The 24,402-nt window shown below is 43.2% G+C and carries 18 protein-coding genes; 9 read left to right on the top strand and 9 right to left on the bottom strand.

All coding sequences use genetic code 11. The features are described 5' to 3' along the window. Window positions 1-66: 66 nt before the first annotated feature. Both AB4209_RS20365 and AB4209_RS20370 read right to left on the bottom strand, forming a co-directional pair. Entirely contained in the window at window positions 67-1,869 is a 1,803-nt protein-coding gene (locus AB4209_RS20365) for a hypothetical protein (protein WP_372057134.1), read from the bottom strand. Between the two features lie 192 nt (window positions 1,870-2,061). After that, window positions 2,062-2,922: an oligogalacturonate-specific porin KdgM family protein gene (locus tag AB4209_RS20370; RefSeq protein WP_372057136.1), complete on the bottom strand. Its 861-nt coding sequence runs from the start codon at window positions 2,920-2,922 to the stop codon at window positions 2,062-2,064. Window positions 2,923-3,389: 467 nt separating this feature from the next. Between AB4209_RS20370 and AB4209_RS20375 the strand changes: the two genes are divergently transcribed. Next, window positions 3,390-4,280: a polysaccharide lyase family 7 protein gene (locus AB4209_RS20375; protein ID WP_372057139.1), complete on the top strand. Its 891-nt coding sequence runs from the start codon at window positions 3,390-3,392 to the stop codon at window positions 4,278-4,280. 65 nt (window positions 4,281-4,345) lie between these two features. Next, on the top strand, window positions 4,346-5,383 hold the full coding sequence (locus AB4209_RS20380; RefSeq protein ID WP_052878551.1) for a polysaccharide lyase family 7 protein: 1,038 nt from the start codon (window positions 4,346-4,348) through the stop codon (window positions 5,381-5,383). Between the two features lie 230 nt (window positions 5,384-5,613). On the opposite strand, the gene AB4209_RS20385 is transcribed toward AB4209_RS20380, so the two are convergent. From AB4209_RS20385 to AB4209_RS20395, 3 genes are all read right to left on the bottom strand, one after another. Then, window positions 5,614-6,981: an MATE family efflux transporter gene (locus AB4209_RS20385; RefSeq protein ID WP_372057141.1), complete on the bottom strand. Its 1,368-nt coding sequence runs from the start codon at window positions 6,979-6,981 to the stop codon at window positions 5,614-5,616. Window positions 6,982-7,129: 148 nt separating this feature from the next. Beyond that, on the bottom strand, window positions 7,130-7,852 hold the full coding sequence (locus AB4209_RS20390) for a FadR/GntR family transcriptional regulator (protein ID WP_017063624.1): 723 nt from the start codon (window positions 7,850-7,852) through the stop codon (window positions 7,130-7,132). A 201-nt stretch (window positions 7,853-8,053) separates the two neighbouring features. Next, entirely contained in the window at window positions 8,054-8,830 is a 777-nt protein-coding gene (locus AB4209_RS20395) for an SDR family NAD(P)-dependent oxidoreductase (protein WP_048607046.1), read from the bottom strand. 341 nt (window positions 8,831-9,171) lie between these two features. Between AB4209_RS20395 and AB4209_RS20400 the strand changes: the two genes are divergently transcribed. The 3 genes from AB4209_RS20400 (at window position 9,172) to AB4209_RS20410 (ending at window position 12,753) form a co-directional block, all read left to right on the top strand. Then, the gene (locus AB4209_RS20400; RefSeq protein WP_017072471.1) at window positions 9,172-9,891 is read left to right on the top strand and encodes a FadR/GntR family transcriptional regulator; all 720 of its coding nucleotides are present in this window, start codon (window positions 9,172-9,174) and stop codon (window positions 9,889-9,891) included. Window positions 9,892-10,174: 283 nt separating this feature from the next. Continuing rightward, window positions 10,175-12,037: a DUF294 nucleotidyltransferase-like domain-containing protein gene (locus AB4209_RS20405; RefSeq protein ID WP_017069961.1), complete on the top strand. Its 1,863-nt coding sequence runs from the start codon at window positions 10,175-10,177 to the stop codon at window positions 12,035-12,037. Further along, window positions 12,037-12,753: a 3'-5' exonuclease gene (locus tag AB4209_RS20410; protein WP_372057143.1), complete on the top strand. Its 717-nt coding sequence runs from the start codon at window positions 12,037-12,039 to the stop codon at window positions 12,751-12,753. Before AB4209_RS20405 ends, AB4209_RS20410 begins: the two co-directional genes overlap by 1 nt. Window positions 12,754-12,887: 134 nt before the next feature. On the opposite strand, the gene AB4209_RS20415 is transcribed toward AB4209_RS20410, so the two are convergent. The 3 genes from AB4209_RS20415 to AB4209_RS20425 form a co-directional block, all read right to left on the bottom strand. Further along, window positions 12,888-13,562, bottom strand: coding sequence for an oligogalacturonate-specific porin KdgM family protein (locus AB4209_RS20415; protein WP_102428441.1), 675 nt, complete (start codon window positions 13,560-13,562; stop codon window positions 12,888-12,890). Between the two features lie 76 nt (window positions 13,563-13,638). Further along, a complete protein-coding gene (locus AB4209_RS20420; protein WP_102450741.1) occupies window positions 13,639-14,898 on the bottom strand; it encodes an alginate lyase family protein in 1,260 nt (419 codons plus the stop codon). 954 nt (window positions 14,899-15,852) lie between these two features. Continuing rightward, the gene (locus AB4209_RS20425) at window positions 15,853-16,464 is read right to left on the bottom strand and encodes a toxin-antitoxin system YwqK family antitoxin (RefSeq protein ID WP_017061462.1); all 612 of its coding nucleotides are present in this window, start codon (window positions 16,462-16,464) and stop codon (window positions 15,853-15,855) included. Between the two features lie 509 nt (window positions 16,465-16,973). Between AB4209_RS20425 and AB4209_RS20430 the strand changes: the two genes are divergently transcribed. Together AB4209_RS20430 and AB4209_RS20435 are read left to right on the top strand one after the other, a co-directional pair. Further along, window positions 16,974-18,746 (top strand): sodium:solute symporter family transporter, encoded by a 1,773-nt coding sequence (locus AB4209_RS20430; protein ID WP_017061461.1) that lies wholly within the window; start codon window positions 16,974-16,976, stop codon window positions 18,744-18,746. Window positions 18,747-18,831: 85 nt separating this feature from the next. Further along, window positions 18,832-20,448 carry a polysaccharide lyase 6 family protein gene (locus AB4209_RS20435; protein ID WP_372057145.1) on the top strand — a complete coding sequence of 539 codons (1,617 nt, stop codon included), beginning with the start codon at window positions 18,832-18,834 and terminating at the stop codon, window positions 20,446-20,448. Window positions 20,449-20,644: 196 nt separating this feature from the next. Here AB4209_RS20435 and AB4209_RS20440 read toward each other — a convergent pair whose 3' ends face one another. Beyond that, on the bottom strand, window positions 20,645-21,157 hold the full coding sequence (locus AB4209_RS20440; RefSeq protein WP_372057147.1) for a peptide-methionine (S)-S-oxide reductase: 513 nt from the start codon (window positions 21,155-21,157) through the stop codon (window positions 20,645-20,647). A 239-nt stretch (window positions 21,158-21,396) separates the two neighbouring features. Between AB4209_RS20440 and AB4209_RS20445 the strand changes: the two genes are divergently transcribed. Together AB4209_RS20445 and AB4209_RS20450 are read left to right on the top strand one after the other, a co-directional pair. Next, complete coding sequence (locus tag AB4209_RS20445) at window positions 21,397-22,512, top strand: YcjF family protein (protein WP_372057149.1); 1,116 nt, start codon at window positions 21,397-21,399, stop codon at window positions 22,510-22,512. Beyond that, on the top strand, window positions 22,499-24,175 hold the full coding sequence (locus AB4209_RS20450) for a GTPase family protein (protein ID WP_372057151.1): 1,677 nt from the start codon (window positions 22,499-22,501) through the stop codon (window positions 24,173-24,175). Before AB4209_RS20445 ends, AB4209_RS20450 begins: the two co-directional genes overlap by 14 nt. Window positions 24,176-24,402: the final 227 nt, after the last annotated feature.

Below are 24,402 nucleotides of genomic sequence, written 5' to 3' on the forward strand. Positions count from 1 at the left end.
TCTTAAGTGAACGGCATTAGTCACTAAGACGGCATTTTTGACAGAGTTTTAAGTTAACTAAACTGACTACTCAGCATTCAGAGGATCTTCAGCAACAACTGCAGAGAATGTACTTGAGTTGTATGGCGATGCACTTAAATCTGCGCCAATACTGTAGTTCTCGTAGTCATCAGAAAAAATTTCAGTCGTGCCTGCTGTATCGGAATAAACCTTGTAGTCGTCGACGTATAAAGTCGTATCCGCTGTTCCACTGTTTGATGAGAACTTAATGGTTGTCGCAGTGACTTCCACACCTGGATTAGTGTTTTGTGATGTATAAGGACCATACTCTGTACCATTGACTTTCACGGTGTAAGTACCAGCAGCGCTCAAGCTTGATGTGTCCCAAGACATCTCTAGGTCAATCCATGTACCTGGAGTGAATGTCGTGACTTGAGTGCTTTCACCACGGAGTGTGATCTTCCCTTCATCAATTTTGAATTCTCCGATTAATGAACTGGTAGAGTTAGCTGAATCAAATAAAGAAACATATGCAGACTCAGTTTCAGCAGCATCATAGTACATCGAAACTTTATGTGTACCCGTCGTCATGCCTGAATCAAACTTGTAACGCAACTCTCCGGTGTCACTTGTATCTTGGTCGGTAATTGCGGCCACTTGGTTGTCGGTAGGCTCAGATGGATCTGGATCGACAGGAGTCTCTCCAGTCAAACTAATAACCTTAGCTTCAGAAGTGCTACTGTTATACGGGTTGTTGTTTAAGTCATATCCAACGGAGTAGTCATTGAAAGTGTCTTTGAACTCTTCAACATACTCTCCAGTAGACTCATTAAGTGAGTATACTTTTAGGTTGTCGGCAATCAGTTCATATGGCGTTACGCCACTGTTTGTACCTAGACGAAGGGCAATAACTTGAACTTCACCTGAACTATTTGATGAGACCGCTCCAGTATAGGTTTCACCATTGATGGTAAAGGTATGTGACGTTGGCGTCCAAACCACCTCGACAGTTGCATCAAACGTGTTGTTTGCATCAAAGGTACCGCCAGTCGCAGTTAGTGAACCAGAAGCGTCGCGGAATTGAATAATACCGTCACCAATCGCTATTTCACCGTGATGATAAGCGTTGCTTACTTTATCGTTCTCATCATTGGTTGAATAAAGCGAAATATAAGAGTTGTTCTGACCTTCATCAATTTGAGTGCTATCTGGATTAAGTTGGTAGGTTAGATCAACAGTTAACTTACCTGAAGAAATCGTTTTGCCGACCGTAGAGCTCGTGTTTAAGATCTTCAGTCTCAACTCACCAGTATCATCGGTTAACGTATCTAAAATTTGAGCGGCATTATTAACCCCTGAAGCTTCATCTGCTGTGTCTGCAGAACTCGTAACTTCAGTATTTTCGCTGTGGTCGGTACCTGAAATAGGAATGTTGCCGCCAATACTAAGCCCACCGTCAGCTGCGGAGTAATCACCATCTACGGATATTGTGCTTACTGAACCATCATTATTGAATAGCGTGAACGCAACTTGACCTGAAGTATCATCTTCAATTGTCTCTTCATAAGTGGTTTCAAATCGTTCGTATTCACCGAGTGTGGTGTCAGCTGAATTGTCAGTGTAGTAATAAAGTGTCTCACCATCTGCTGAGAAGCGATATACGTTGGGTAAATCAGTACTACTCGATGATGAATAGGCTGCTGAGAATGCTGAAGTATCAGAAAATTCCCAATAACCATTTAATAATGCTGAGGTAGGTGTTGCAGGATCGGTAGAACCATCCGTCGGAATAGGTAAACCATCACTGTTACAACCAAATAATAAACCTGTCGAAAGGGCAACAGCTGTAGCGACTTTAGAAATTTGCATAAAATATTCTCTTTATGATATTAAATCCATATGTAAATCACATAAGAAATAGATAATGAATAGTCGTTAAATATTTATTAGGATGAAGCTAATTCTGATTAGAACATCCTATTATTTAAAATAAAGTAATTAAAATATGCCCAAATAAATTACAAGAGGAGAGGGCTATTTTATATTCTGACTATTTTATTATTAGAATGAGTAAGCAACACCAACGCGGTATTTAGCTTCACGATCTTTAGAAGACGAGCTGATATCAGATGACCAGATTTCTGCAAAAGGTTTCCATGAACCAAACTTGTAGTTTACTTTTAAACCTGCGTCCCACTCCCAATCATCACTATTATATAGAAGTACGTTATCTAGCGATTTTACATAGTTAGCTTCGTAAGAAAGGCCAAGTTTAGGTAGAGATTGAATTTTGTAAGAACCCGTTAGTGTGACTTTAGACTTTTGAGCTGATTCTAAACGTTCACCAGTTTCAGAGTCTTTGTCACCAAATTGTGTATGGTTACGGAAATCAGTATATTCATGACGGTAACGAATTGCGGTGGTTAGACCCATGTCTGCTTTATAGCCAACACGGAACTGAGGCTTGAACGTAACCTTCTTCATCTTCCAGTCGCCGTCGTTGTAGTTCGGCTCATCCCAGTCCCAAGCGATTGGCATACCAACTTGTAGGTACCAGTTGTTATCAACCTTATAAGTTGCGGTATTTTCGACTTCCATGCCGTAGATATACCAGTTGCCATCATAGAAGCTTCTACTGTTCGCTGATTTAACTTCGCCTGAATCTGCATCGTAGTAAGAATCGTCAGTATGGAATTTAACTTCAAGGCCAGTTGAGTGCTTCCACTTATCTGACAGTTTGAAGCTATGACCTAGTTTTACACGGTGCTGGTGGCGAGCGTCGACATGAGCTTCATCGCCATTGGTTTTTGTATAATCAGTCGCTGCACGATACTCATAGCGGTAATCAAGTGTTGTCGCTGATGCCATTCCTGCAAATAAAGTTGTTGCCACTGCGATAGCAACCATATTCATTTTTTTCATCATTACTCTCGTATTTTTAGATTTAAGATTAAGTAAAGGTAGGGTATTCCTAGTGAGCCACCCAATAACTCATACAATAATCTTATATGTTAAGTTTATGAAAAACCGTGAGCTGGTACTCAATGCGAATAAATCAAATATTGACTGTTTTATAATTGAGGGGTGAGTCACTCATTTTTGGAATGTGACATACAACAAATGGTCTTTTTTGTTAAAATTAGCGGTTTTTTGGTCGTTAATTTAACATTTAAGTCGCTATCTATAGCAAAGCGTTATGAATATCCCATTTTTAATGCTGTGTTTAATCTCAATAATGACGCCCCTCTCAGTTTTCCAATGTTGACGAGAAAAGCAAAAAACATGTGATAAAATAATACAAATGTTTTATGGGTGGTGTGACAATAGGAAGCGCTCGGCTATCAGATAAATGACTTTTATCTTTTAATGGGCCGTGGTTTGGGAGTGTCATGCTTAGAATTTTTGTCCAATGGATGGTCGCGGAAAAAATGAAAAACGTAATATGTTTGGCAGTAACTGCTTCAATTTCTTTGGGAGCCTATGCTTCTGACATGAAAGCTCCAGCCAACTACAGTCAGTTTCAAGATATTTTGAATATGTCAAAACTTCAGATGTCAGATCCTGATGGTAAACCTGGCAACAAGAAAGATTATGCGAGCAAAGGCAATTTTGATGGTGTTGTGTTTGAACACTTCTATGTTGATGAACCCACTCAGGCACTGGTCTTTAAAATGGCGGGTTACAAGAATCGCAGTGAGATCCGCGTTAATGACAACTTTAAGGTCGATGAGCCTAATAAGTACCATCACTTGAGTGCTGAGTTCATGCCCATTAACCCTCGCGATTCGGTAAAAAACAGCGAAAAAAAACGTGATGAAATGACGTATCTGCAAGTACATAACAAAGGGACGTACTACGACGGAAAGCCAGGTTCTCATGGCGAAGGGTATATTCCCCATCCTTTAGTTCGTGTGGTGTATGACGCCGACAGAAGTGGTAAGACAGATTGGTATTGGGCAATCATTAAAAATAATGCCGTTAATTGCAGCTCAAATAGTGGGAATAAAGGATCAACGGAATGCAAAAAGGCTTATATAAAATTGCCACTGGGTCCAATAGCTGAAAAAGGTACAGATAAGTTCGATATTTATGTCGGCAACCAAAGGTTAATTATCAACCATAACGACAGCACAGTTGTTAATCATGACATTAGTTATTGGAAAGATATGGTTAGCTATTATAAAGCGGGCGTTTATAACCAATTCAAGAATGGTGAAAGCGAAGCCCACTTCTACAATTTAGTTTATTCAATTAAAGATTCAGCTGTTATTACCAACTAGGTTTCTTACACCTAGTTAATATTAATGGGATTACAAATACTCGTTTGTTATTAAGGATAATTTGGATGTTCAAAAAAAATATGCTTGCTGTAGCTTTGCTATCAGCAGTTCCTATTGTGTCGTTTGCAAATAACGGTGTGTCTTATCCAGTTCCCGCTGATAAGTTTGATATGCGAAATTGGAAAATAACGATCCCTTCAGATATTAATGAAGATGGACGTGTTGACGAAATCGAAGGGGTGGCAATGATGAGCTACTCACACAGCGATTTCTTCCACCTTGATAAAGACGGTAATCTCGTCTTTGAAGTACAAAACCAAGCGATTACCACGAAGAACTCGAAAAACGCACGCTCTGAGTTACGCCAGATGCCACGCGGTGCTGATTTCTCAATCGATACGGCGGACAAAGGAAACCAATGGGCATTGTCTAGCCATCCATCAGCAAGCGAGTACAGTGCCGTTGGCGGCACGCTAGAAGCGACCCTAAAAGTGAATCACGTAGCGATTAACGCTAAGTACCCAGAAAAGTACCCAGCTCACTCGGTGGTTGTTGGTCAGATTCACGCTAAAAAACATAATGAGTTAATCAAAGCTGGAACTGGTTACGGGCATGGTAATGAACCACTAAAGATCTTCTATAAGAAGTTTCCTGGCCAAGAAATGGGTTCAGTATTTTGGAACTATGAGCGTAACCTAGAGAAAAAAGATCCTAACCGTGCCGATATAGCTTACCCTGTTTGGGGTAACACTTGGGAAAACCCAGCGGAACCGGGTGAAGCAGGCATTGCTCTTGGTGAAGAGTTTAGCTACAAAGTGGAAGTGAAAGGCACCATGATGTACCTAACGTTTGAAACAGAACGTCACGATACGGTTAAGTATGAAATCGATCTGAGCAAGGGTATTGATGAGCTTGATTCACCAACGGGTTATGCTGAAGATGATTTCTATTACAAAGCGGGCGCATACGGCCAATGTAGCGTGAGCGATTCTCACCCTGTATGGGGGCCAGGTTGTGGCGGTACTGGCGATTTCGCTGTCGATAAAAAGAATGGCGACTATAACAGTGTGACTTTCTCGGCACTAAAGTTGAACGGCAAATAGTACATAAGGCTAGTTAGAAACAGGCCTTAAGGAATGTTTTCGAAGACCACTGAACCGAATGTTGAGTGGTCTTTTTGTTTTCTATGAGATTTAAGATGAGCCGGGTATCAGCGAGAGTACAATGAAGCTTACCAATGAACGGTACAGCTGAAACAATACAACCTTGTCAAAAGACAAGGTTGTAATCAGAAAGCGTAGAAAGATTTTAGGACGGCGACTCGATACCGGACTTAGTCATACATCAACTCTTTAGCTTTGTCGGCATCAAACTCCTTTAGAGACTTTCGAGCTAAGTGACGGAATGGGAAAGCTTTAACGACTTCTTCGAATGGTTGGATAGCAAAGGCCCAAAAGATAGAGCCATCTAAACCAAAGATGATCAATGCACACAATGGAATTGAAATTACCCATTGACCAGTAAAGTTGATTTTGAAGACTGCGGTCGTTTTTCCTAGTGCTCTTAGTACATTCCCATGAACCGTGTTGTAGCCACGAACAATTGGCAAGAATATGTAGAGTGGGGCGATAACGGCCAATGCTTGATAGGTAGACTCATCCAAGTTCGGGTAAATGCCACCAATGACCAGACTTAATCCTGCGAATAAGAGTGCACAAACGAAAGAAATGACGACTGCAATATCGATACTGGTATCGACGTTTTTGACTAGGTCATCCATCTTTTTGGAGCCAATCGCTTGGCTGATAGTAATCGCGGAAGAGTGAGCCCAAGCGGTAATAAATTGAGAGACAGCCCTGATCCAAGGCATCACCAAAGTAATCGCTACGTAAGCGTTGATGTTAAGTTGCGAATACAACAATTGATATATCGTTGCGCCAATCAAAAGCATGGTCACGTTCGCTGCTACAGGGAATATTTCGATAAAGTGACGGCGAACGTTGGTAAAGAATTCAGAGCGCTGAGCGTCTAATTTGAGTGAAATCGCTGAGCTTAAATGCACGCACAAAACCAAATACAGCAAGCGGATCGTTATTGCAATAATGCTGCCTAATGCAGCGCCTTGTACTCCAATCCCTTCAAAATTAGAAAAACCATGAATCAGCACATATGAGAGTACAGCATTGATAGGCAGTTCAATTAAGTAACCTTTGAATGGGACTTTAGTTCTGCCTAGCGCATTAAATAAAGCAATGATCACCTGCGTTAACGCGGTAAAAATAACGATGTATTTCGAGATGTCTAGATAGCGGCTGATTTCTAAGTGAAGGGAAGCGTCATCTGTTAAAGCTTGAATCAAGGGTTGTTCGAAAAAAGTAAGTAGAAGCCAAAATAGTGTTGCTACGCCAAGGTTGATAAATAACCCTGCCCAAAATGCTTTAGATAATGATGCGGCGATGCCAGAGCCCACTGCGCGGCTTAATACTAACTGAGTACCGTTTGCCAGCGCCATTTGAATTCCCAGTACAAAGGCAACGATAGTCGTCGCAATCCCCATTGCAGCTAAAGGGATTTCACCAAGAGGAGAGACAAGCAGTGTGTCGATCATCAACATCGACTGCATCAAGATACCGTTTAAGGCGAGGGGCCAGGCGAGAGAGAAATTTTTCCTTACGTACGATTGTGAAGACACAAACAACACCTTATGTGTATAACCGTAAGCTTTCTCTGAGGTGGCGGAGTAGAGCGTTTAAAGAAGAAAACACTACGGTAGTTGATGGTTAAAAAATGGGTGCTAAAACAAGACTGACTTGTGTCTTTGAAAAACAAGTCAGTTTGGTTAATCTCGGTTATGCGATGGCTAATTCAACCCTAGAGAGCTTTTGGTTCTCATCGTCTAGCAGGACTTGAGAAGCAATTCGAGCTTGCTTGGCATCGCCAGACATTATTGCGTCGTAAATCGCTTTGTGTTCTTCTAAACAGAAGCGACCGCCTTCAGCGGAGTGGTCGATAAACTGCTTGAAGATAGTCGACAGAATGTTCGCGAATGGAATGTAAAATTGATTACCTGTCGATAAGAAAATCGTTTGGTGAAACAGGTGATCGTTGGTCGTCCACTCTTCATAATCGAAGCTATTTGCTGCGATGGTCATTTTCTGGAAAAGAATCGAAAGCTCTTTGCGTTGCTCTACAGTGGCATTGGTTGCAGCGAGCGCACACGCTTCCGGGTCAATCGCTTTTCTTAAGCCTAAAAATTGAGACAAGAAGGGTTTAGTATCTTCTAAATCTTGGATCCAGTACAGCAATTGCGGGTCCAAGAAGTGCCACTGTGTTCTCGGTTTGATACGAGTGCCCACTTTTGGCTTCGACTCGATTAAACCTTTTGCCGAAAGTAGCTTAGTTGATTCTCGAAGGGCAGTTCTGCTCACTCCAAAGATTTCGCACAGCTCCATTTCGCTGGGTAACTTTTGATTTTCTTCTAACTCGCCTGACAAGATCTTGCGAGCAATTTGTCTCGCCACTTGAACATGAATTCGGCGGCTTGAATCTTCCACCAATGTAAATATTGACATTTAAACCACCTGAAATTGAAACTTTGAAAACACTAAAAGCCAGACGAATCTGGCGCTTAGTGTCAGTGTATACGTCTAATATAGTGTGAGGTTTTCCCTCATCTACTTGGGTCTGATGACCTTATTTAGTGTGACGATCTTAACGACTTTATATAACTTAACGATTCTATATAACTTAGTGAGCTTATATAAGTCAGCTAGCTAGGGCGTTATTTGTCCGCCGTTAACATCTAGGATTTGTCCTGTGATGTACCCGCTACAAGCGTGCGATGCAAAAAAAGCAAATGAAGGGGCAACTTCATCAATATTGCCAAAGCGTCCCATTGGAATGTTGTTAGCAATGGTCGCTTTCAAATCGTCGCTTTTGCCATCGTGAAATGCGGTGTCGATAGTGCCCGGTGAAACAATGTTGAAACGGATATTGTCTTGCGCGAACTCTTTCACCCAATTGCGGTGAATGTCGTGTAACCAAGCCTTAGACGCGGCATAGATGCCTGCACCAACACCACCGCCTTCGCGAGCGGCGATAGATCCTGTGCTAATCACACAAGATGTTTGCCCGGACTCAGCAGCAGAGGCGCGTAAGTGCGGGATAGAGAACTTGGTTGTCATCAGCGCAGAGCGAACATTAAGGTTCATTACGCGCTCATAAAACTCATCATCGATATTTTCTAGATTGGCGCGACCACCAAGGCCACCGGCGTTGTTAATCAACACGTCCATGCCACCAAAATGATCAGTGAACTCTTTGACTAACCTTTCGCACTCTAATGTGTCCATTAGGTTTGCAGGAAAAAAGGCAACATCGCCACCCAGTGCGGTAAGTTCAGATAGAACGTCATCGACTTTTGGGCTGAAAGCACGACTATTGATGCCGATTTTTGCGCCGTATTTTGCAAAGACACGTGCGGTAGCTAAACCCATACCAGCAGTAGAGCCAGTAATTAGAATGCGTTTGCCTTTTAAATCGTTAAACATCAGAGCCGCCTATATTGTAGATTATTCACACCAATAAATCATACAATAACACTTGCTATATTCAAGGGTGTTTATCTAAAAACGGGTTATTACCGACATAAATAGTGAGAGTAAGGGTGGTTTTGTGAGTTCACGCATACATTGAAATAGTAAATGAGAACTATTTGTATGAATTAATAGGTTGAGTTGGTTTTATAAACCTAAAGATGAGCAGGTTTGTGAAATATTGCTCCAACCTTTACTGGTAGTGACCTCACGTTATTCTGATGCTGTGTTGGTGAAGATATAAATCAGTGCTATAGTCGAGTTAAATAATACATATCTAATCGGTAAGTAGACACATGGCTGGCTCTTTCAATTCTATTTCAGGCTCTAAGCGAAGCCTTCATGTGCAAGTTGCACGTGAAATCGCCCGTGGTATTTTGTCGGGCAATTTGCCTCAAGGTTCTATTATCCCTGGTGAGATGGCTCTGTGTGAGCAATTTGGTATCAGTAGAACAGCATTAAGAGAAGCGGTTAAGCTTCTGACTTCAAAAGGCCTATTAGAATCTCGTCCTAAGATCGGTACTCGCGTTGTTGACCGTGCATTCTGGAACTTCTTAGATCCACAATTGATCGAATGGATGGACGGTTTGGCCGATACAGACCAATTCTGTCATCAGTTTTTGGGTTTACGCCGCGCGATTGAACCAGAAGCGTGTGCTTTAGCTGCTCAGTTCGCGAGTGCAGAACAACGCATTGAGCTGTCTGGTATTTTCCAACAAATGGTAGAAATTTCTAGCGAAGAAACGCTTGATCAAGAGCGTTGGCTAGATATCGACATGAAGTTCCATAGCCTGATCTTCAATGCAACAGGTAACGACTTCTATCTTCCATTTGGTAACATCTTAACGACCATGTTTGTTAACTTTATTTCTCACTCTTCTGAAGAGGGAAGTACTTGTATTAACGAACACCGCCAGATTTATGAAGCAATCATGGCAGGTAATAGTGACAAAGCACGCCACGCGTCAGCAAGTCACCTGTTAGAAACAAACCACAGATTACCAGCCGCTAGTTAATTGTTTTCACTGTTATTTTAGCTTTGATCGTTTTGCATTATCGACGAGAAGGCATTCTCGTAAAACTAGGGTAGTCAAAGTTAAAATTACGGTTATTCAAAAGCTAATTTCAGCAGTGACCTCTAAAAAGCACGTTTGATACGTGCTTTTTTTGCATCCAAATTTGATGAAAACCTGACTGGTGTCCAATATTTAATCTATTATTTGCTGTTTCGTTAAAAGCACTAGTAACCAGTATTTTAAGTTATATAATAATACTAATTAAATTATTGTGAGTGTGATTATGCCCCAGTCTCTACTGCCAAATATTCTTCAATTCATAGGTCAAATCGACCCATTCGATAAGATCCCTAAACAAGCACTTCGCGAACTTGCCTCTAACGTGCAAATTACTTATCTCGGCAAGGGAGATGTGGTCGATTTGTGTGAGTCTGGGAAGGAAAAATCGCTCTATATCATTCGAACGGGCTCTATGGAGCAACGAAAATCGGATGGTGTGCTTCGTGCCCGTCTAGGCAGTGAAGATTTGTTTGGCTTTACGTTCTTAGATTCTGAAGTCAACGACGAAAAAGGCTATAGAGCTGTCGCAATCGAAAACACCTTACTTTATGTGATTCCACACTCGGCACTTCAAACGCTTTTCAAAGCCTTTCCAAGTTGCGCAGAACACTTTGCTTCACAGGCGCAGGTTCGCTTGAAGTCGGCACTGGATGTGGTCTGGTCGAATAAAGAGAAAGGCCTGTTCATTCGTAAAGTTGAGGAAGTGGCAAGCGGGCAGGTGGCAATTGTTAAGTCTGAGCAAACCATCCAGTCGGTTGCGGTTGAAATGCTTCATCAACGCTCACCGTGTGCCGTGATCTATGAAGGTGAAACCATTGTTGGTTTGATCACCGACCGAGACATGACTAAGCGAGTGATTGCCCACGGCGTGAGTACTGATAGCCTGATCTCAGAGGTAATGACGCACTCTCCACTTACTGTAAAACCGGATGATCTGGTGCTGCATGCGGCCTCTATCATGATGCAATTTAATATCCGTAACTTGCCCGTTGTGAAAGAGAATAAGGTCGTTGGTCTTCTTACTACGTCTCATTTGGTTCAAAACCACCGTGTTCAAGCGATATTCTTGATCGAGAAAATCAAATACGCGGGCAGCGTGAAAACCATGTCTTCGTTCACCTCAGAGCGACAAGCTATTTTTGAAGCGCTGGTGGAAGGTAAAGTGGCGCCTGAAACCGTCGGCAAGGTAATGACCATGATTATGGACGCCTACACCCGTCGATTGATTCAAATAGCGATTGATAAGTTAGGCCCACCACCGTGTGATTTCTCTTGGATCGTAGCCGGATCGCACGCACGTAATGAAGTGCACATGTTGTCGGACCAAGACAGCGCGATTGTTCTTGCTGACGATGCAACCGACAGTGACCGTATTTACTTCAAACACTTAGCGATGATGGTGACCAACGGCTTAGCAAGCTGTCACTACCCATTATGTCCAGGTAAATTCATGGCTGCGACGCCAAAATGGTGTCAGCCACTCAGTGTATGGAAGCACTACTACAAGAAGTGGGTGGCTAACCCAGAGTACGAACGCTTGCTTAATATCAGTGTGTTCCTAGAAATTCGTACTATCTACGGCAACAGTGAGTTCGAAGGTATTCTGCGCGATGAGCTGCATAGCAATATTCGCGGTAACCGTGAGTTTTTAAGCACGCTAGTGAAAGACGCGGTCAATACCAACCCGCCACTTGGCATCTTCAATAGCTTAGTGCTAGAGAAGTCAGGTGAGAATAAGAAAACGTTGAACGTGAAGAAGTACGCGATCAACTTGATTATCGACTTAGCGCGTATTTATGGCCTTGCTGTGGAGTGCGATTTGTCGGCGACTGACGAACGTTTCGCTGCTGCCAATGAAAAAGGCATGCTGAGCGACGACGCATTCAAAAACATTCTGGGTGCTTACCAGTTCATTCTCTCTTTCCGATTCGGTCATCAACTTGAAGCGCTGAAGAACGGGGATGTGCCTGACAACAACATCAACCCAGATAGCTTTGGTAGCTTTGAGCGTAAACACTTGAAAGATGCCTTTAGGATCATTGCTGACCTTCAAGAAGCGGCGAAAATTCGTTTCGGAGCACGCTAATGAAATCGTTTTTAAATTACTTTCATCCGCTTGAGCGAATTAAACGTAAACGTAAGCAATATCTGGGAACGGTTAAGTTGCCAGAAGCGTTACATGATCTGGTAGAACAGCCTTGCCCTGAAATGACGGACTTGGCCAAAGACAGTGACTACATCGTGTTGGATCTTGAGACCACAGGCTTAGACAGCGAACAAGATCTGATTTTGTCCATGGGTTGGGTCGATGTGGTCAAGGGGCGAATAGACTTAGCGTCCGCCAAGCATATTTACCTGGATAACGATTCGCAGATCAACGCCGAAACCGCAGTGATCAACCATATTACGCCGCAAATGTTAGAAGAGGGCGCTTCTATTCATGATGCGATGCTGACGTTCTTCGAAGCAGCGAAAGGCAAGATTATTGTCGCGCACGCTTGCATGGTAGAAGAGAGGTTCATTAGCCAATATCTTCTTCGTTGCTATGGTTTACGAGCGATTCCTCTGCTTTGGCTTGATACCTTGTGTATTGAGAAAAGCATGGAGAAAGCGATCAGCAATCATGAAGAAGTCGATTTAACCTTGGCAGGGACTCGCGAAAGGTACGGGCTTCCTGAGTACAACAGCCACAATGCATTAGCCGATGCCGTTTCGACAGCGGAATTGTTTTTGGCTCAGCAGAAGCGAGTTGTGCCTAACGATAATGTGACCGTTGCCTTTCTCTATCGGATTAGTCACTAGGAAAAAGAGCTGCAAGTGCGCGGCTCTTATTTTACTGATTTTAAAGGAAAAAAAGCCAGCGATTAAGCTGGCTTTTGTTTAGGTCTTAGAAAATTAGGACAGTAATTATCTTAGATTATTCATGTAGCTATTGATTAGAAGCTGTAAGTAATACCTACACGGCTACGTAATTGACGGTCACGGCTGTCTTGAACGTTACCTAACTCAACGTATGGACGCCAGCTCCAGTCAGCCTCTTTGTAGCCCACTTTAAAGTTGTAATCCCACTCGTTGTCAGCACCACCGCCGCCAGTCCACTCATTGTCAATGAAGTCTTCTGCGTAGTTAGCTTCAAAGCCGAACTGCCATGCATTCCAGTTGTAATCGATGTTACCTGTAACTTTACTGCGGTTCTTATTCTCGTTTGAAGAGTCAGATGTGTAGTCACGGAACTCGTGACGGTAGCGAAGTTTCGCCTTTAGGCCTGATTCGAAAGAGTATTGAACACGTACTTGCGGTTTGTAGGTTACGCTATCAGAACCAAACGTTACTGGCATACTTGGTTGAATTAACCAGTGCTCGTTAAGCTTGAATTTGTAACCGTATTCGAACTCGTTGTCTGCCGCTTCCCAACCAGAGAAAGGCTTACCTTTTTGCTTTATTTCAGCGCCGAAGAAGTGGTTATCGACAGAACCGCTCATCTTGATACGACTTGCCCAGTCTTCTGAGCCATGTTTGTACTCTTGGCGCGCGTCGAGTGATGCGGCAGACACGCTGCCTGCGAAAAGAGTCGCTAATACTGCAAGTGTTACTTTATTCGTTTTTATCATTGTTATTGTTTCCACTGTATCTAAATAAAAAGGGGTTACTAAAGGACCAACGTTGAGCCCTTTGTTGTATTTGGGATTATAGTTTTGGGTAAAGTAGTTCTACGTCTCGTTGAGCCCACACTTCAGCTAGCTGCTTCTTGACTGTGAATTCGCTGAAATCGGTCTCTGTTGCTAGTTTTACCCATTCAGGGTTTTCCATAGCTACGCCAGCTTTCAGGTAAAGCGGAGTCATACGTTCAACGCGACGACGTTCGTCTTTCTGTGTGTATGGCCACTCTTTCGATAGGTCGTTGTAATCAGCCATTAGCTGAATACCTGTGTCTAAAGAACCGCCTTTCTTATTGGTGTAGTTCCAAAGATCGATACCGACCTTGTCACCGATCTGAGCCATACCGATCAATGGATCTAGGCTGAAATAGTGGTAGTGGTAAGCACGCGTGCGCTCGATTTCATGAGGCTGAGAGCCGTCTTTTTCGAATTGAGTGTCGATACGCATCTTGCCTTTTTGAACCATTTGCTTAGCAAGCGTTTCGTTACCAATAAAGTAAGAAACACCTGCAACTTGATAGTCGTACCAAGTACCGTGGTTGTTTTCTGCGTAAGCTTCGCCTTTAGGACCGCCAGATAAATCATCGATGATCAACCAATCCAAGTATTCGCTGTACCATTGGGTGATTTGTGTTTCGTCAGACTCTGACCAGGTAGGTGATTGAGACAAAATAGCGATTGAATCTAACATGCGATCAGTCAGCGTTCTTGTATCGATGATTCCACCGCGGCGACCTTCTGCTACACCAGGAACACCTTGTCCGTAGTTCACGTTCGGGTTCATCTTGGTGTCTTCGTTGAAGAACCAAGTTCTTATGTATTCGATACCTTGCTGAGCATATTTTTCGTCTTGGCTAAAATAGTAGGCGACCGCTAATGCACGAACAGAACGGGTGAAGTGGCCAATACGTTTTGAGTCAGTTTCGTCAGTTTTTGATGCTGGGTTTGTTTTTCCGTCATGGCGAATCCATGGAAGCCCATCTTCTTTTGATTCATCAGGCCACCAGTATGGGCTAATGCTCATGTAATCGTTCTTGCTGCCACTTGGCGGAACCATTCCTTTATCAGCAACGCTAAAAGGACCATCGTTCATTGCTAGGTCGGCTTCTTCAATAAGCTTTGTGTACGCGTCTTTCATTGATTCAGAAGCATTGTCTGATTGAAGAAGAGTACGGTTCGCTTCTAATGTTGCTTCGTCTAAGAAAACGAATTCAGCGGCTATAGCCTGAGAACCAAAGGTGATAGCACCAATACAAGCAGCAAGATGTAGGAGTCGAGGGGCTTTCATATTTACGCCTTTTATTTTGAATTAAGATAATACAAATATGGTAGCGATCCGAGGTGTGATGATCTGTGAACTTGATCGTGTTGTTAGGACAAAACCACTATTTACAAAGGGTTACAAAATCGAGTTGTTTCGTTAAGTTGATGTTTTTTAGTGATTTGTTTGGCTGTTGATAATGGTTTTGAAGAGTTTTGTTCATCAATAAATGTGCGCTACAGCAAAAAATTGAACCTTTAGATATCATTTTTATTTGTAATACATTATTATTTACTAACTTTCTGTAGCAATACATAACTTTGCTGTGTTGATTGCATGAACAGACGGTGTGAAGCCGAATAAGTAAGAGTGGTCTTGAAGCTAAATGGATTAAATCCACCGCTTTAAGAACATGAGACATTTACTTGAGGTGATTTAAAGCTCAATCAGAGAAGGTTTGAAATGTAGTAGGCAAGGTAGTGACATAGCCTGCTATATAAGTATGAACTTGATAGGAATGAACTGGGTTCGAATCGTTACCCGTTGTTCTCATCAGCGACAAAGAAGAAATCGTTGAAGTGCTTGCGAAAGCATTTTGATTATTGCTCCCAACTATTCTAATTATAACTTCTGCTTTCATCTAGAAAGGTAGGAGATGGTAGTCGAAGATCTACCCTTGCGCTCATGTTGATACAGGCAACATGAGCGTTTTTTTATTTGAAATTTGAGTAGAGAGTCGTGTGCGGCTCAATAAGCGTGTAAACCGCGGCTTAAGAATAGGCTTTTAGGTTGATGACAACACGCTCAAGTGAGTCTGTTACAGCATCAAAGCCACGAACATTCACGCTTAATCACATGAATGTTCGTTTCCCTTCTCTTCTCTTCTCTTCTCTTGTCTCTTAGTTGCAGACGTGTAGCTACAAACTTTAACAGCAGGCGTTTAGTTATATCAAAGAGCTCCGTGAGAGCTGTTCTTGAGGCTTAGCTTTCTGTAGGCATCCACACCTGTTTAGAGGTGACTTTGTGATCTTTAAAGGTCAGTTCTTCAACTTTGTCACCGTTAGTATTCCAGCGAGTAAGTTTTCCGTTCGCGACTTCACCTTCATCAAACTTCGCTTGGCTGGCCTTATTACCGTTCGGGTAGTAGTCCGTTACCAATCCATCTTTTTGTCCGTCGCTGTATTCAGCTGTCAAGCTTTGTTCCCCATTGGGATACCAGCGAGAGGCGGTGCCTGATAGTTCATTGTCTTTATAATTGAGTTCTGCTTTTTTCTGTCCGTTTGGATACCAGGTTTCAGCTTTGCCTTGCAGTTCACCTTTTACGTAATTCACTTTAGAAGCGACTTGGCCATTCGGATACCAGTTAGTTTCTAGCCCAAGTTCTAAGCCATCGGCAAACTGAGCTTGGGTCGCGACTTGGCCGTTATCGAACTTCTCTTCAAATTGACCAGTGAAAGGTTTTGAATGGTTTACTTGGTAAGCCACGCCTTTACGCATCTGTAAGTAGTCAACAGCATCTTCACGCGGTGTTGCTGCATAGCTCATAGAAGATACCGTACTAAGAGCAATTAAGATTGGAACGTATTTCTTCATAATGACACCTTTTTATTGGACGGGGAAAGTGTAACGGGTGTGTTAAAAGCATTTCACTTCCGTGTATCCCTGTCAGTATCTAATAGTGGTTTTCAAGTTTTCATTATTGGCTGCCTAATATAGGGAACTTTTAAAAGCAAATTATCGATCTTATTTGTACTACAAATATGTTGGTTTAATTCATTTTTATAAATTATATCTAACGATATTTTTGCTGCTCTTCTTTAAGCTTTGATCGTCAAGAATAATAGTTTTTAACGATGAATCTTCGATTTTTAGAGACCTTGTTCATGTTTTTCGGGGTTTTGGTCGAAATTTAGTGCGGATAACTGCACTGACTTGAGGAATTGCGCTCCTAGGTGGTGCAACTTTGAACTCGATCACTTGTATGATTAATTGAGTGTCAGACTGTAAGATCACTGTCACGCATTTGGATTATTGTAGTACAAATATGCTTGCCATTTATTTATAGTGACCTCAACAAAAAAACATAAATAAAAGGTCTAACGATGGAACTCAATACCCTGATAGTTGGCATCTACTTCCTATTCTTAATTGCGATAGGGTGGATGTTTCGAACGTTTACAAGTACGACAAGTGATTACTTCCGTGGGGGAGGTAATATGCTGTGGTGGATGGTAGGTGCAACCGCATTTATGACCCAGTTCAGTGCTTGGACATTTACTGGTGCAGCAGGTAAAGCCTTTACCGATGGCTTTGCCGTAGCGATTATCTTCATCGCGAACGCATTCGGTTACCTAATGAACTACCTTTACTTCGCTCCGAAGTTCCGTCAACTGCGTGTTGTGACGGTAATTGAAGCGATTCGTATGCGTTTTGGTAAGGTGAATGAGCAAGTATTTACTTGGTCTGGTATGCCAAACAGCGTTATCTCTGCAGGTATTTGGTTGAATGGTCTAGCAATCATCGCATCGGGTATCTTCGGCTTTGATATGACAACGACGATTGTCCTAACGGGTCTGGTTGTACTAGTAATGTCAGTAACAGGCGGCTCTTGGGCGGTAATCGCATCTGACTTTATGCAGATGGTTATCATCATGGCGGTAACGGTGACGTGTGCTGTGGTTGCGATTTACCACGGTGGCGGCGTTACGCAGATCGTTAACGACTTCCCAACAGATTCATTCATTACGGGTGATAACCTGAACTACATGAGCATCTTCAGCATCTGGGCTGTGTTCATCTTCTTAAAGCAGTTCAGCATCACCAACAACATGCTTAACTCTTACCGCTACCTTGCTGCGAAAGATTCAAATAACGCACGTAAAGCAGCTCTACTTGCTTGTGTACTAATGACGCTTGGTCCAATCATCTGGTTCATGCCTTCTTGGTTCATGGCAGGTCAAGGTGTTGATTTAGCAGCAGCTTACCCAGAAGCTGGCAGCAAAGCCGCTGACTTCGCTTACCTTTACTTCGTTCAAGAATACATGCCTGCAGGTATGGTTGGCCTTCTGATTGCCGCTATGTTCGCAGCAACAATGTCTTCAATGGACTCAGGTCTAAACCGTAACTCAGGTATCTTCGTTAAGAACTTCTACGAGCCGATTCTTCGTCCTAAAGCGACAGAGAAAGAGCTAATGGTTGTTTCTAAACTAACGTCTACCTTCTTCGGTATCGCGATCATCTTGGTTGCTCTGTTCATCAACTCTCTTAAAGGTCTGAGCCTTTTCGACACCATGATGTACGTGGGCGCATTGATCGGCTTCCCAATGACAATTCCAGCATTCTGTGGCTTCTTCATCCGTAAAACACCGGATTGGGCAGGTTGGGGCACGCTAGTTGTAGGTGGTGTGGTTTCTTACTTCGTTGGTTTCGTTATCACTGCGGACATGATTCAAAACTGGTTCGGTCTAAATGAACTAACTGGCCGTGAGTGGGCTGACCTGAAAGTGGCTATCGGCCTTATCGGTCACATCATATTTACTGCTGGCTTCTTTGTTCTTTCAACACTGTTCTACAAGCCTCTTGCTGAGCACCGTGAGAAAGACGTAGACAAGTTCTTCAACAACCTAGCGACGCCACTAGTTGCTGAAAGTAATGAACAGAAGAAACTGGATAACAAGCAACGTCGTATGTTGGGTTCACTTATCGCGGTAGCGGGTGTGGGCGTAATGACTATGTTCGTACTGCCAAACCCAATGTGGGGACGCATGGTATTCGTTCTGTGTGGCTTGATTGTGTTCTCTGTTGGTCTGTTACTTGTTAAAGCAGTCGATGACAAAGTCGAGCAACAAGACGAAGTGACTCCAGCCGAAGGCTAATTTAATACGCATCCTAAATAACATCACGGCCACCTGAACGGGTGGTCGTCATTTTTATAATCCAAACTTTAATGTGAGATGTACGATGAACAAAAAACTATTATCGGTAAGCATTATTAGCGCGTTCACACTCGCTTTTGCAACAGGCTGTACAACACAAGAAAAAACAGCACCCGTAGTCAGTGTCGCTGAACAAGCTACGCCTGCTGTTAGCGAAATTGACCGTAGTTACCTATTGAGCAGTGACCGCTTAACAGAGGTAGATGGCGACACTTTAGCCGTTGCTTCGGAAGAGCAAGTGGCTGCGCTTAAAGCACAATTTGAAAACCTAAAAGATGGCGACGAACTGGTGATCCCTGCCGGTAAATACGCGAACTTAGGTCAAGTGACGATCACGGCGAATGACATCACTATCAAGGCCGAGCAAGCAGGTTCTGCGTGGATCACTGGTTTGATTCAGTTTGAACTGAAAGGCGATGACATCACGCTTGATGGCTTGGTATTTACTGAGGGCGGTCCTAACGAACGCTTTGGCGCAGTTCGTATGATGGGTAATGGCAATACGCTTCAAAACTCAACATTCTACTACTTCAACCACGATTACACGTACGAGCCAGACGAGCGTCGTTCTGAGTATCCAAAGTACCTTTGGGTTTCTCTATGGGGTAAAGACGGCAAAGTCATCAACAACCGTTTCGAAGGTAAGCAAAAACGCGGCACTTTGATTGGTGTACAAAAAGATGACACAGCTGACAACCACCTGATCGCAAATAACATCTTCATGGATCAAAAGCCTAACCAGTTCAACGAATTCGACATCAAAGAAGCGATTCGTTACAACGGCAACAGCTGGGAAGCGATCCGTATTGGTGATTCTAAATCTTCACAGTGGGATTCAAGTTCTAAGTTCGTGAACAACCTAATGATCGATATGGATGGTGAGCGTGAGCTTATCTCGATTAAGTCGGGCGACAACACGATCTCAGGCAACACGATCTTCCAAAGTGCAGCTCTTATTTCACTGCGCCACGGTAAAGGCAACACAGTTGAGAACAACATGATTCTGGGTAACGAGAAACGCCTAACGGGCGGCATTCGTATCTACGATGAAGATCATGTGATTCGCAATAACTACATTGCCAACACTCGTGGTCGTGATGGTGTGATTGAAGGCAACGCTGACCTACGTGGCGGCATTGTTATTAACACGGGCATCATCGACGTAGCGAATGGTGAGCAGCTAGATCAATCGGTGAAAGGCAAAGAGCTTAATAAGCAGTGGACACCGAAAAACATCACGATCGAGAATAACTCTCTAGTTGATACTGAGTGGGGCATTGTTTACGGCAACCAAAGTCACCGTGTAAGCCTGTTCAACAACGCAGAAGTGGAAGGCATTTATGCGGGTGTTGATGTGGCGTTTAAACACAATGTGGTTGATAACTCGCAGTCACCTGAATTTGTAAGTGTCCGTGCAACGCAAGACTTCCCATTAGTTGGCGCAACCTACACAGACGAAACTTACGTAGGTCAAGTAACGGATTCTGAACTGATCGAAGGCTACTCGATTGAGCTACCAAAAGTCGTTGTAGAAAATGGCATTAACGCTTACCAAGGTGAAGGCGCAGACGTGTCTAAACTTGCGGTTGTGACAGCTGAAACAGCGGGTCCAGACTACGTGCTTGAGAATACGACTAAGTAAGTTATTAGTTATTGCTTAATTGCTTAATTGCTTAATTGCTAATTGCTAATTGCTTAATGGTTTAATGGCATGAGTTATCAAATCAATTCACGATAGCTGACCTGACCTAACCATAACACTTAAAAAGCCTCAACAGATAATGTCTGTTGAGGCTTTATTGATCTTAGGTCGTGACCATTTCAATCTTACGTCGTGACTACTGTGATTTATACTTATGCAGCAGATCCCAAGGGATATGACATAAGTGGTGATCTTCAGGGAAGTGACTTAAGTGATGCTGGTGGATGTCGTCGCTGGCAACATAATTGGTCAACGGCAACACCTCAACAGCGATACGGTCGGCATCATCTCTTGAAGAAATATAGTGCTTAGCTTCGGTTAAGTGTTCTGTGTTAGTGCTGTAAACGCCTGTGCGGTATTTCTCTCCGACATCGACACCTTGTTTATTCACGCTGTAAGGGTCGATAATCTCAAACAAGTGTTCCATCAAAATCGTGACTGACGTGATGCTTGGATCAAACTCTATTTGTACGCACTCTGCGTAGCCATCGTAATCGTTTTGTGTGCTATCGCTTTGAGCCGTCTTGTTTTCTGTTGGCTGGGCGCTTCCATTTGCACGGCCTGCTTCTGTGCTGATAACGCCAGGAACGTACTTAATAAATTCTTGTACACCCCACAAGCAACCGCCAGCTAAATAAATTTGTTCCATACTTCTCTTTGAGCTCTCTGTGTTTGTTGATGTTCGTTAGGTACCCGAATCAATATGATGATACCCGTACGTATAAAAAAGCGTCTATAAAAATGAGCGCGCAAATAAAAACAAGCGTTTAGGCATTGTAAACCTGTGCGACTGAACAAACATAAGTTTAATATGATTTGTGATTATATAAGTCAGTATTGCTTTGTCATCAACTCGAATCTCAACATCAAGTGAGCGTTACTCTAAACATGTTTGATCAAATAAAAGACTTCATTAATCCGAGCAAGAACCCAGACTTGACTCAGGCTCATGAATATCAGCGCAAGCATCTTCCTACATTGTGGCTGTTGGGCAAAACGGGGGCGGGCAAGTCATCGTTTATTCAAGCGGTCACGGGCGACTCTTCTGTAGAAGTGGGCAATGGTTTTGCGCCTTGTACCATGACGGCGATGTCGTATGAGTTTCCGCAAGACAAACCCGTGATGAGGTTTCTTGATACCAGAGGACTCAGCGAAGCGAATTACGATGCGAAAGAGGATTTGGAAGAGATTGGTCAGGTAGGTAATGCGTTAGTCGTTGTAATGAAAGCCGACGAACCTGAACAATCCGCTGTGCTTACGGCTCTAAAACAGATTAAGAAACAGAAGAAGATTAAACACTTGTTGCTGCTTCATACGGCGGTGTTGTCTTCCAGTGAACCAGATCGAGCAAGGCAAATTCAGTTCAACAGCAACCAAGTAGAGAAGGCTTGGGGTAAAGAGTTTGAATCGGTAGCGGTCGATTTCGAAACGGATGACAACGCTATGTCTAACAGCGAAGCGGTTTACAACTATGACATCTTGTTAGAAAAGCTGAGCAGTATTCTTCCGGTGATAGGAATGATGGTGCAAGACAAAGAACATTCCACGCAAGAAGAAGCCAACTTTGATCAAGTAGAAAACGAAGTGCTTTGGTATGCAGGAAGTGCCGCAGCGAGTGACCTGATTCCGGGTGTTGGTTTGGTGTCGGTACCTGCGATTCAAGCCAAAATGCTTCACAGCTTGGCCAATCAATATGGGGTCGAATGGAATAAGAGAGTCTTTAGTGAGTTGATAGGCACTCTGGGAAGCAGCTTTGCTTTGCAATACGGAATGAAGCTGGGCACTCGACAGTTGATAAAGCTGATTCCAGTTTATGGTCAAACGGTAGGTGCGGTGGCTGCAGCGGCAATGAGTTTCGGCACCTCTTATGGTTTAGGTCGCGCGGCTTGTTTTTACTTCTATCATAAGAACAAAGGTGAAGAAGTGTCTGAACAAGAGATGCAGAAGATCTACAAAGAATCTCTGAAAAAAGGAAAGGCGGCGTCGGGTTATGAAGAAAATTAGAAACCTATTTCGATTACTGGCGGTGCTATCGAGCGGACGCTGGGGCATTGCCCTGATTTCGGCGATCTTCCCAAGCATTATCATGATGGGTTTTGGTGTCTTCTTGGCGATCAAATACGGTTATCTACTCGAAATGTCGATTGCCATTGCCGTGAGTACCTTGGTGTTCACCATTCCTTTATTCATTTCTAGCCGTTCTTCAAGCCGCTCTTCAAATAAAGAGTCTTTCTCGAATAAAGAGAGTGGCGGCCTTGGCGAGGATACTGCTGAAGCTGAATCACAGCATAAAAAAGCTGATATCAACGATGCATTGGTTAAGGCTTCGGCTGATTGGTCTCAAAAAGAACTGTCGATCTGGAATGATTCAAAACACCATGTACGCCAACAATTAATGGTCGACATAGAGTGGGGTAACCTAGACCAAACCGGTTTAGAGGTACTTGAATTTGTTGCGAAAAAGTTTGATAAGAAATCACTCGATTTTTCGATTCCTGAAGGGCTAAAGCTGTTCGAAGAGGTCAGCCGACGCTACAAATTGGTAGTGCGAGAGCATATCCCCGGCATTGAGTATCTCAAGGTTTCTTACATCAAAGCGGGCTACGAAGCCTACGATAAATACGGTGAGCTAGGGCAGAAGATCTTCAAAGCGGCTATTTGGGGTAACCACCTTAAAAACTTGTATTTGAATCCACTCAAGGTGATTTCTGATTTAGGACGAGAACAAGCGACAGCAACGATGACAAGGGGTGTGGTTGATGACATGCAATACGCCGCCAAACAAGCCTTGTTAGATGAAGTTGCGGCGGTGGCGATTGACCTCTACAGCGGACGTTTCAGCATTGAAGATGAGGCACTTAAAGTGTCTGATGTTTCTGAACTCGACGAACAACGCTTTGCTCCAGAGCTAGAGCCTGTGCGAATCGTGCTGGTGGGACAAACCAGTTCGGGTAAATCTTCACTTATCAATGCACTCAAGCAAGAGTTGGTTGCAGAAGTGGATGTGCTGCCATCAACCGACACTTCAACGGTGTATAACGCGTTTGTCGACGACAATGATGTTCGCGTTGTTGATCTTCAGGGGCTTGATGGCAATCCTAAAACCGAAGCCTTAATGCTGAAAGAGATGACCCAAGCGGATGTGGTGCTATGGGTGCTTAAAGCCAATCAGTCTGCACGTGATTTGGATAAGCAATTGAAAGATAGATTTGATGCTTTCTATGACGATCCTAAGAACATCTCACGCAAGAAACCGATTGTGGTGTCGGTTGTGAATCAGGTAGACAGATTAAAGCCTGTAGACGATTGGCAGCCACCGTATGACTTAGAGAATCCAACATCGACCAAAGCGAAGATCATTGCTCAAGCGCTCGAATACAATCATATATTGCTGCAAACCGATATCGTGTTACCGCTGGCGATTGCGCCAGAAAAGGTACAGTTTGGTTTAGATACTTTAAGGCAGACGTTGATAGAGCGTATCGCTGACGCAAATAACGTTCAGAGAAACCGCCAACGTTTAGAAGCCATGAAAAGAGGCTCGTCGGTTAAAGGCCAACTGAATAAAGCAGTCAAAGTGGGTAAGAAGGTGGCACCCAGCGTATTGAAAGCGGCGACACCAAAACTGGCTGAAATGGCCATCAAGCAAGCCGTGAAGAAGAAGTAAGTCATTCACTGCGAATACGGTTCTGGTGAGGTTTGAGCCTCATCAGAATTTATCTTTTCTAGATCGGCGAGTTTTGGATCTTGGCTTTATTAGATGATGGCTTTTTTAGAAAACAGCTATCTTCGCCCCTTATTAGAGAGGTGTTGATTTCAAAAGGGATTTGATATTATTAAGGTTCTCGCTGAACTAGTTTAATAGTATATAAACAGGGCTTTGTTGCGTAATTA

Origin of the sequence: Vibrio sp. 10N.286.48.C11, assembly GCF_041469805.1 — a bacterium.
GTDB lineage: Bacteria > Pseudomonadota > Gammaproteobacteria > Enterobacterales > Vibrionaceae > Vibrio > Vibrio crassostreae_C.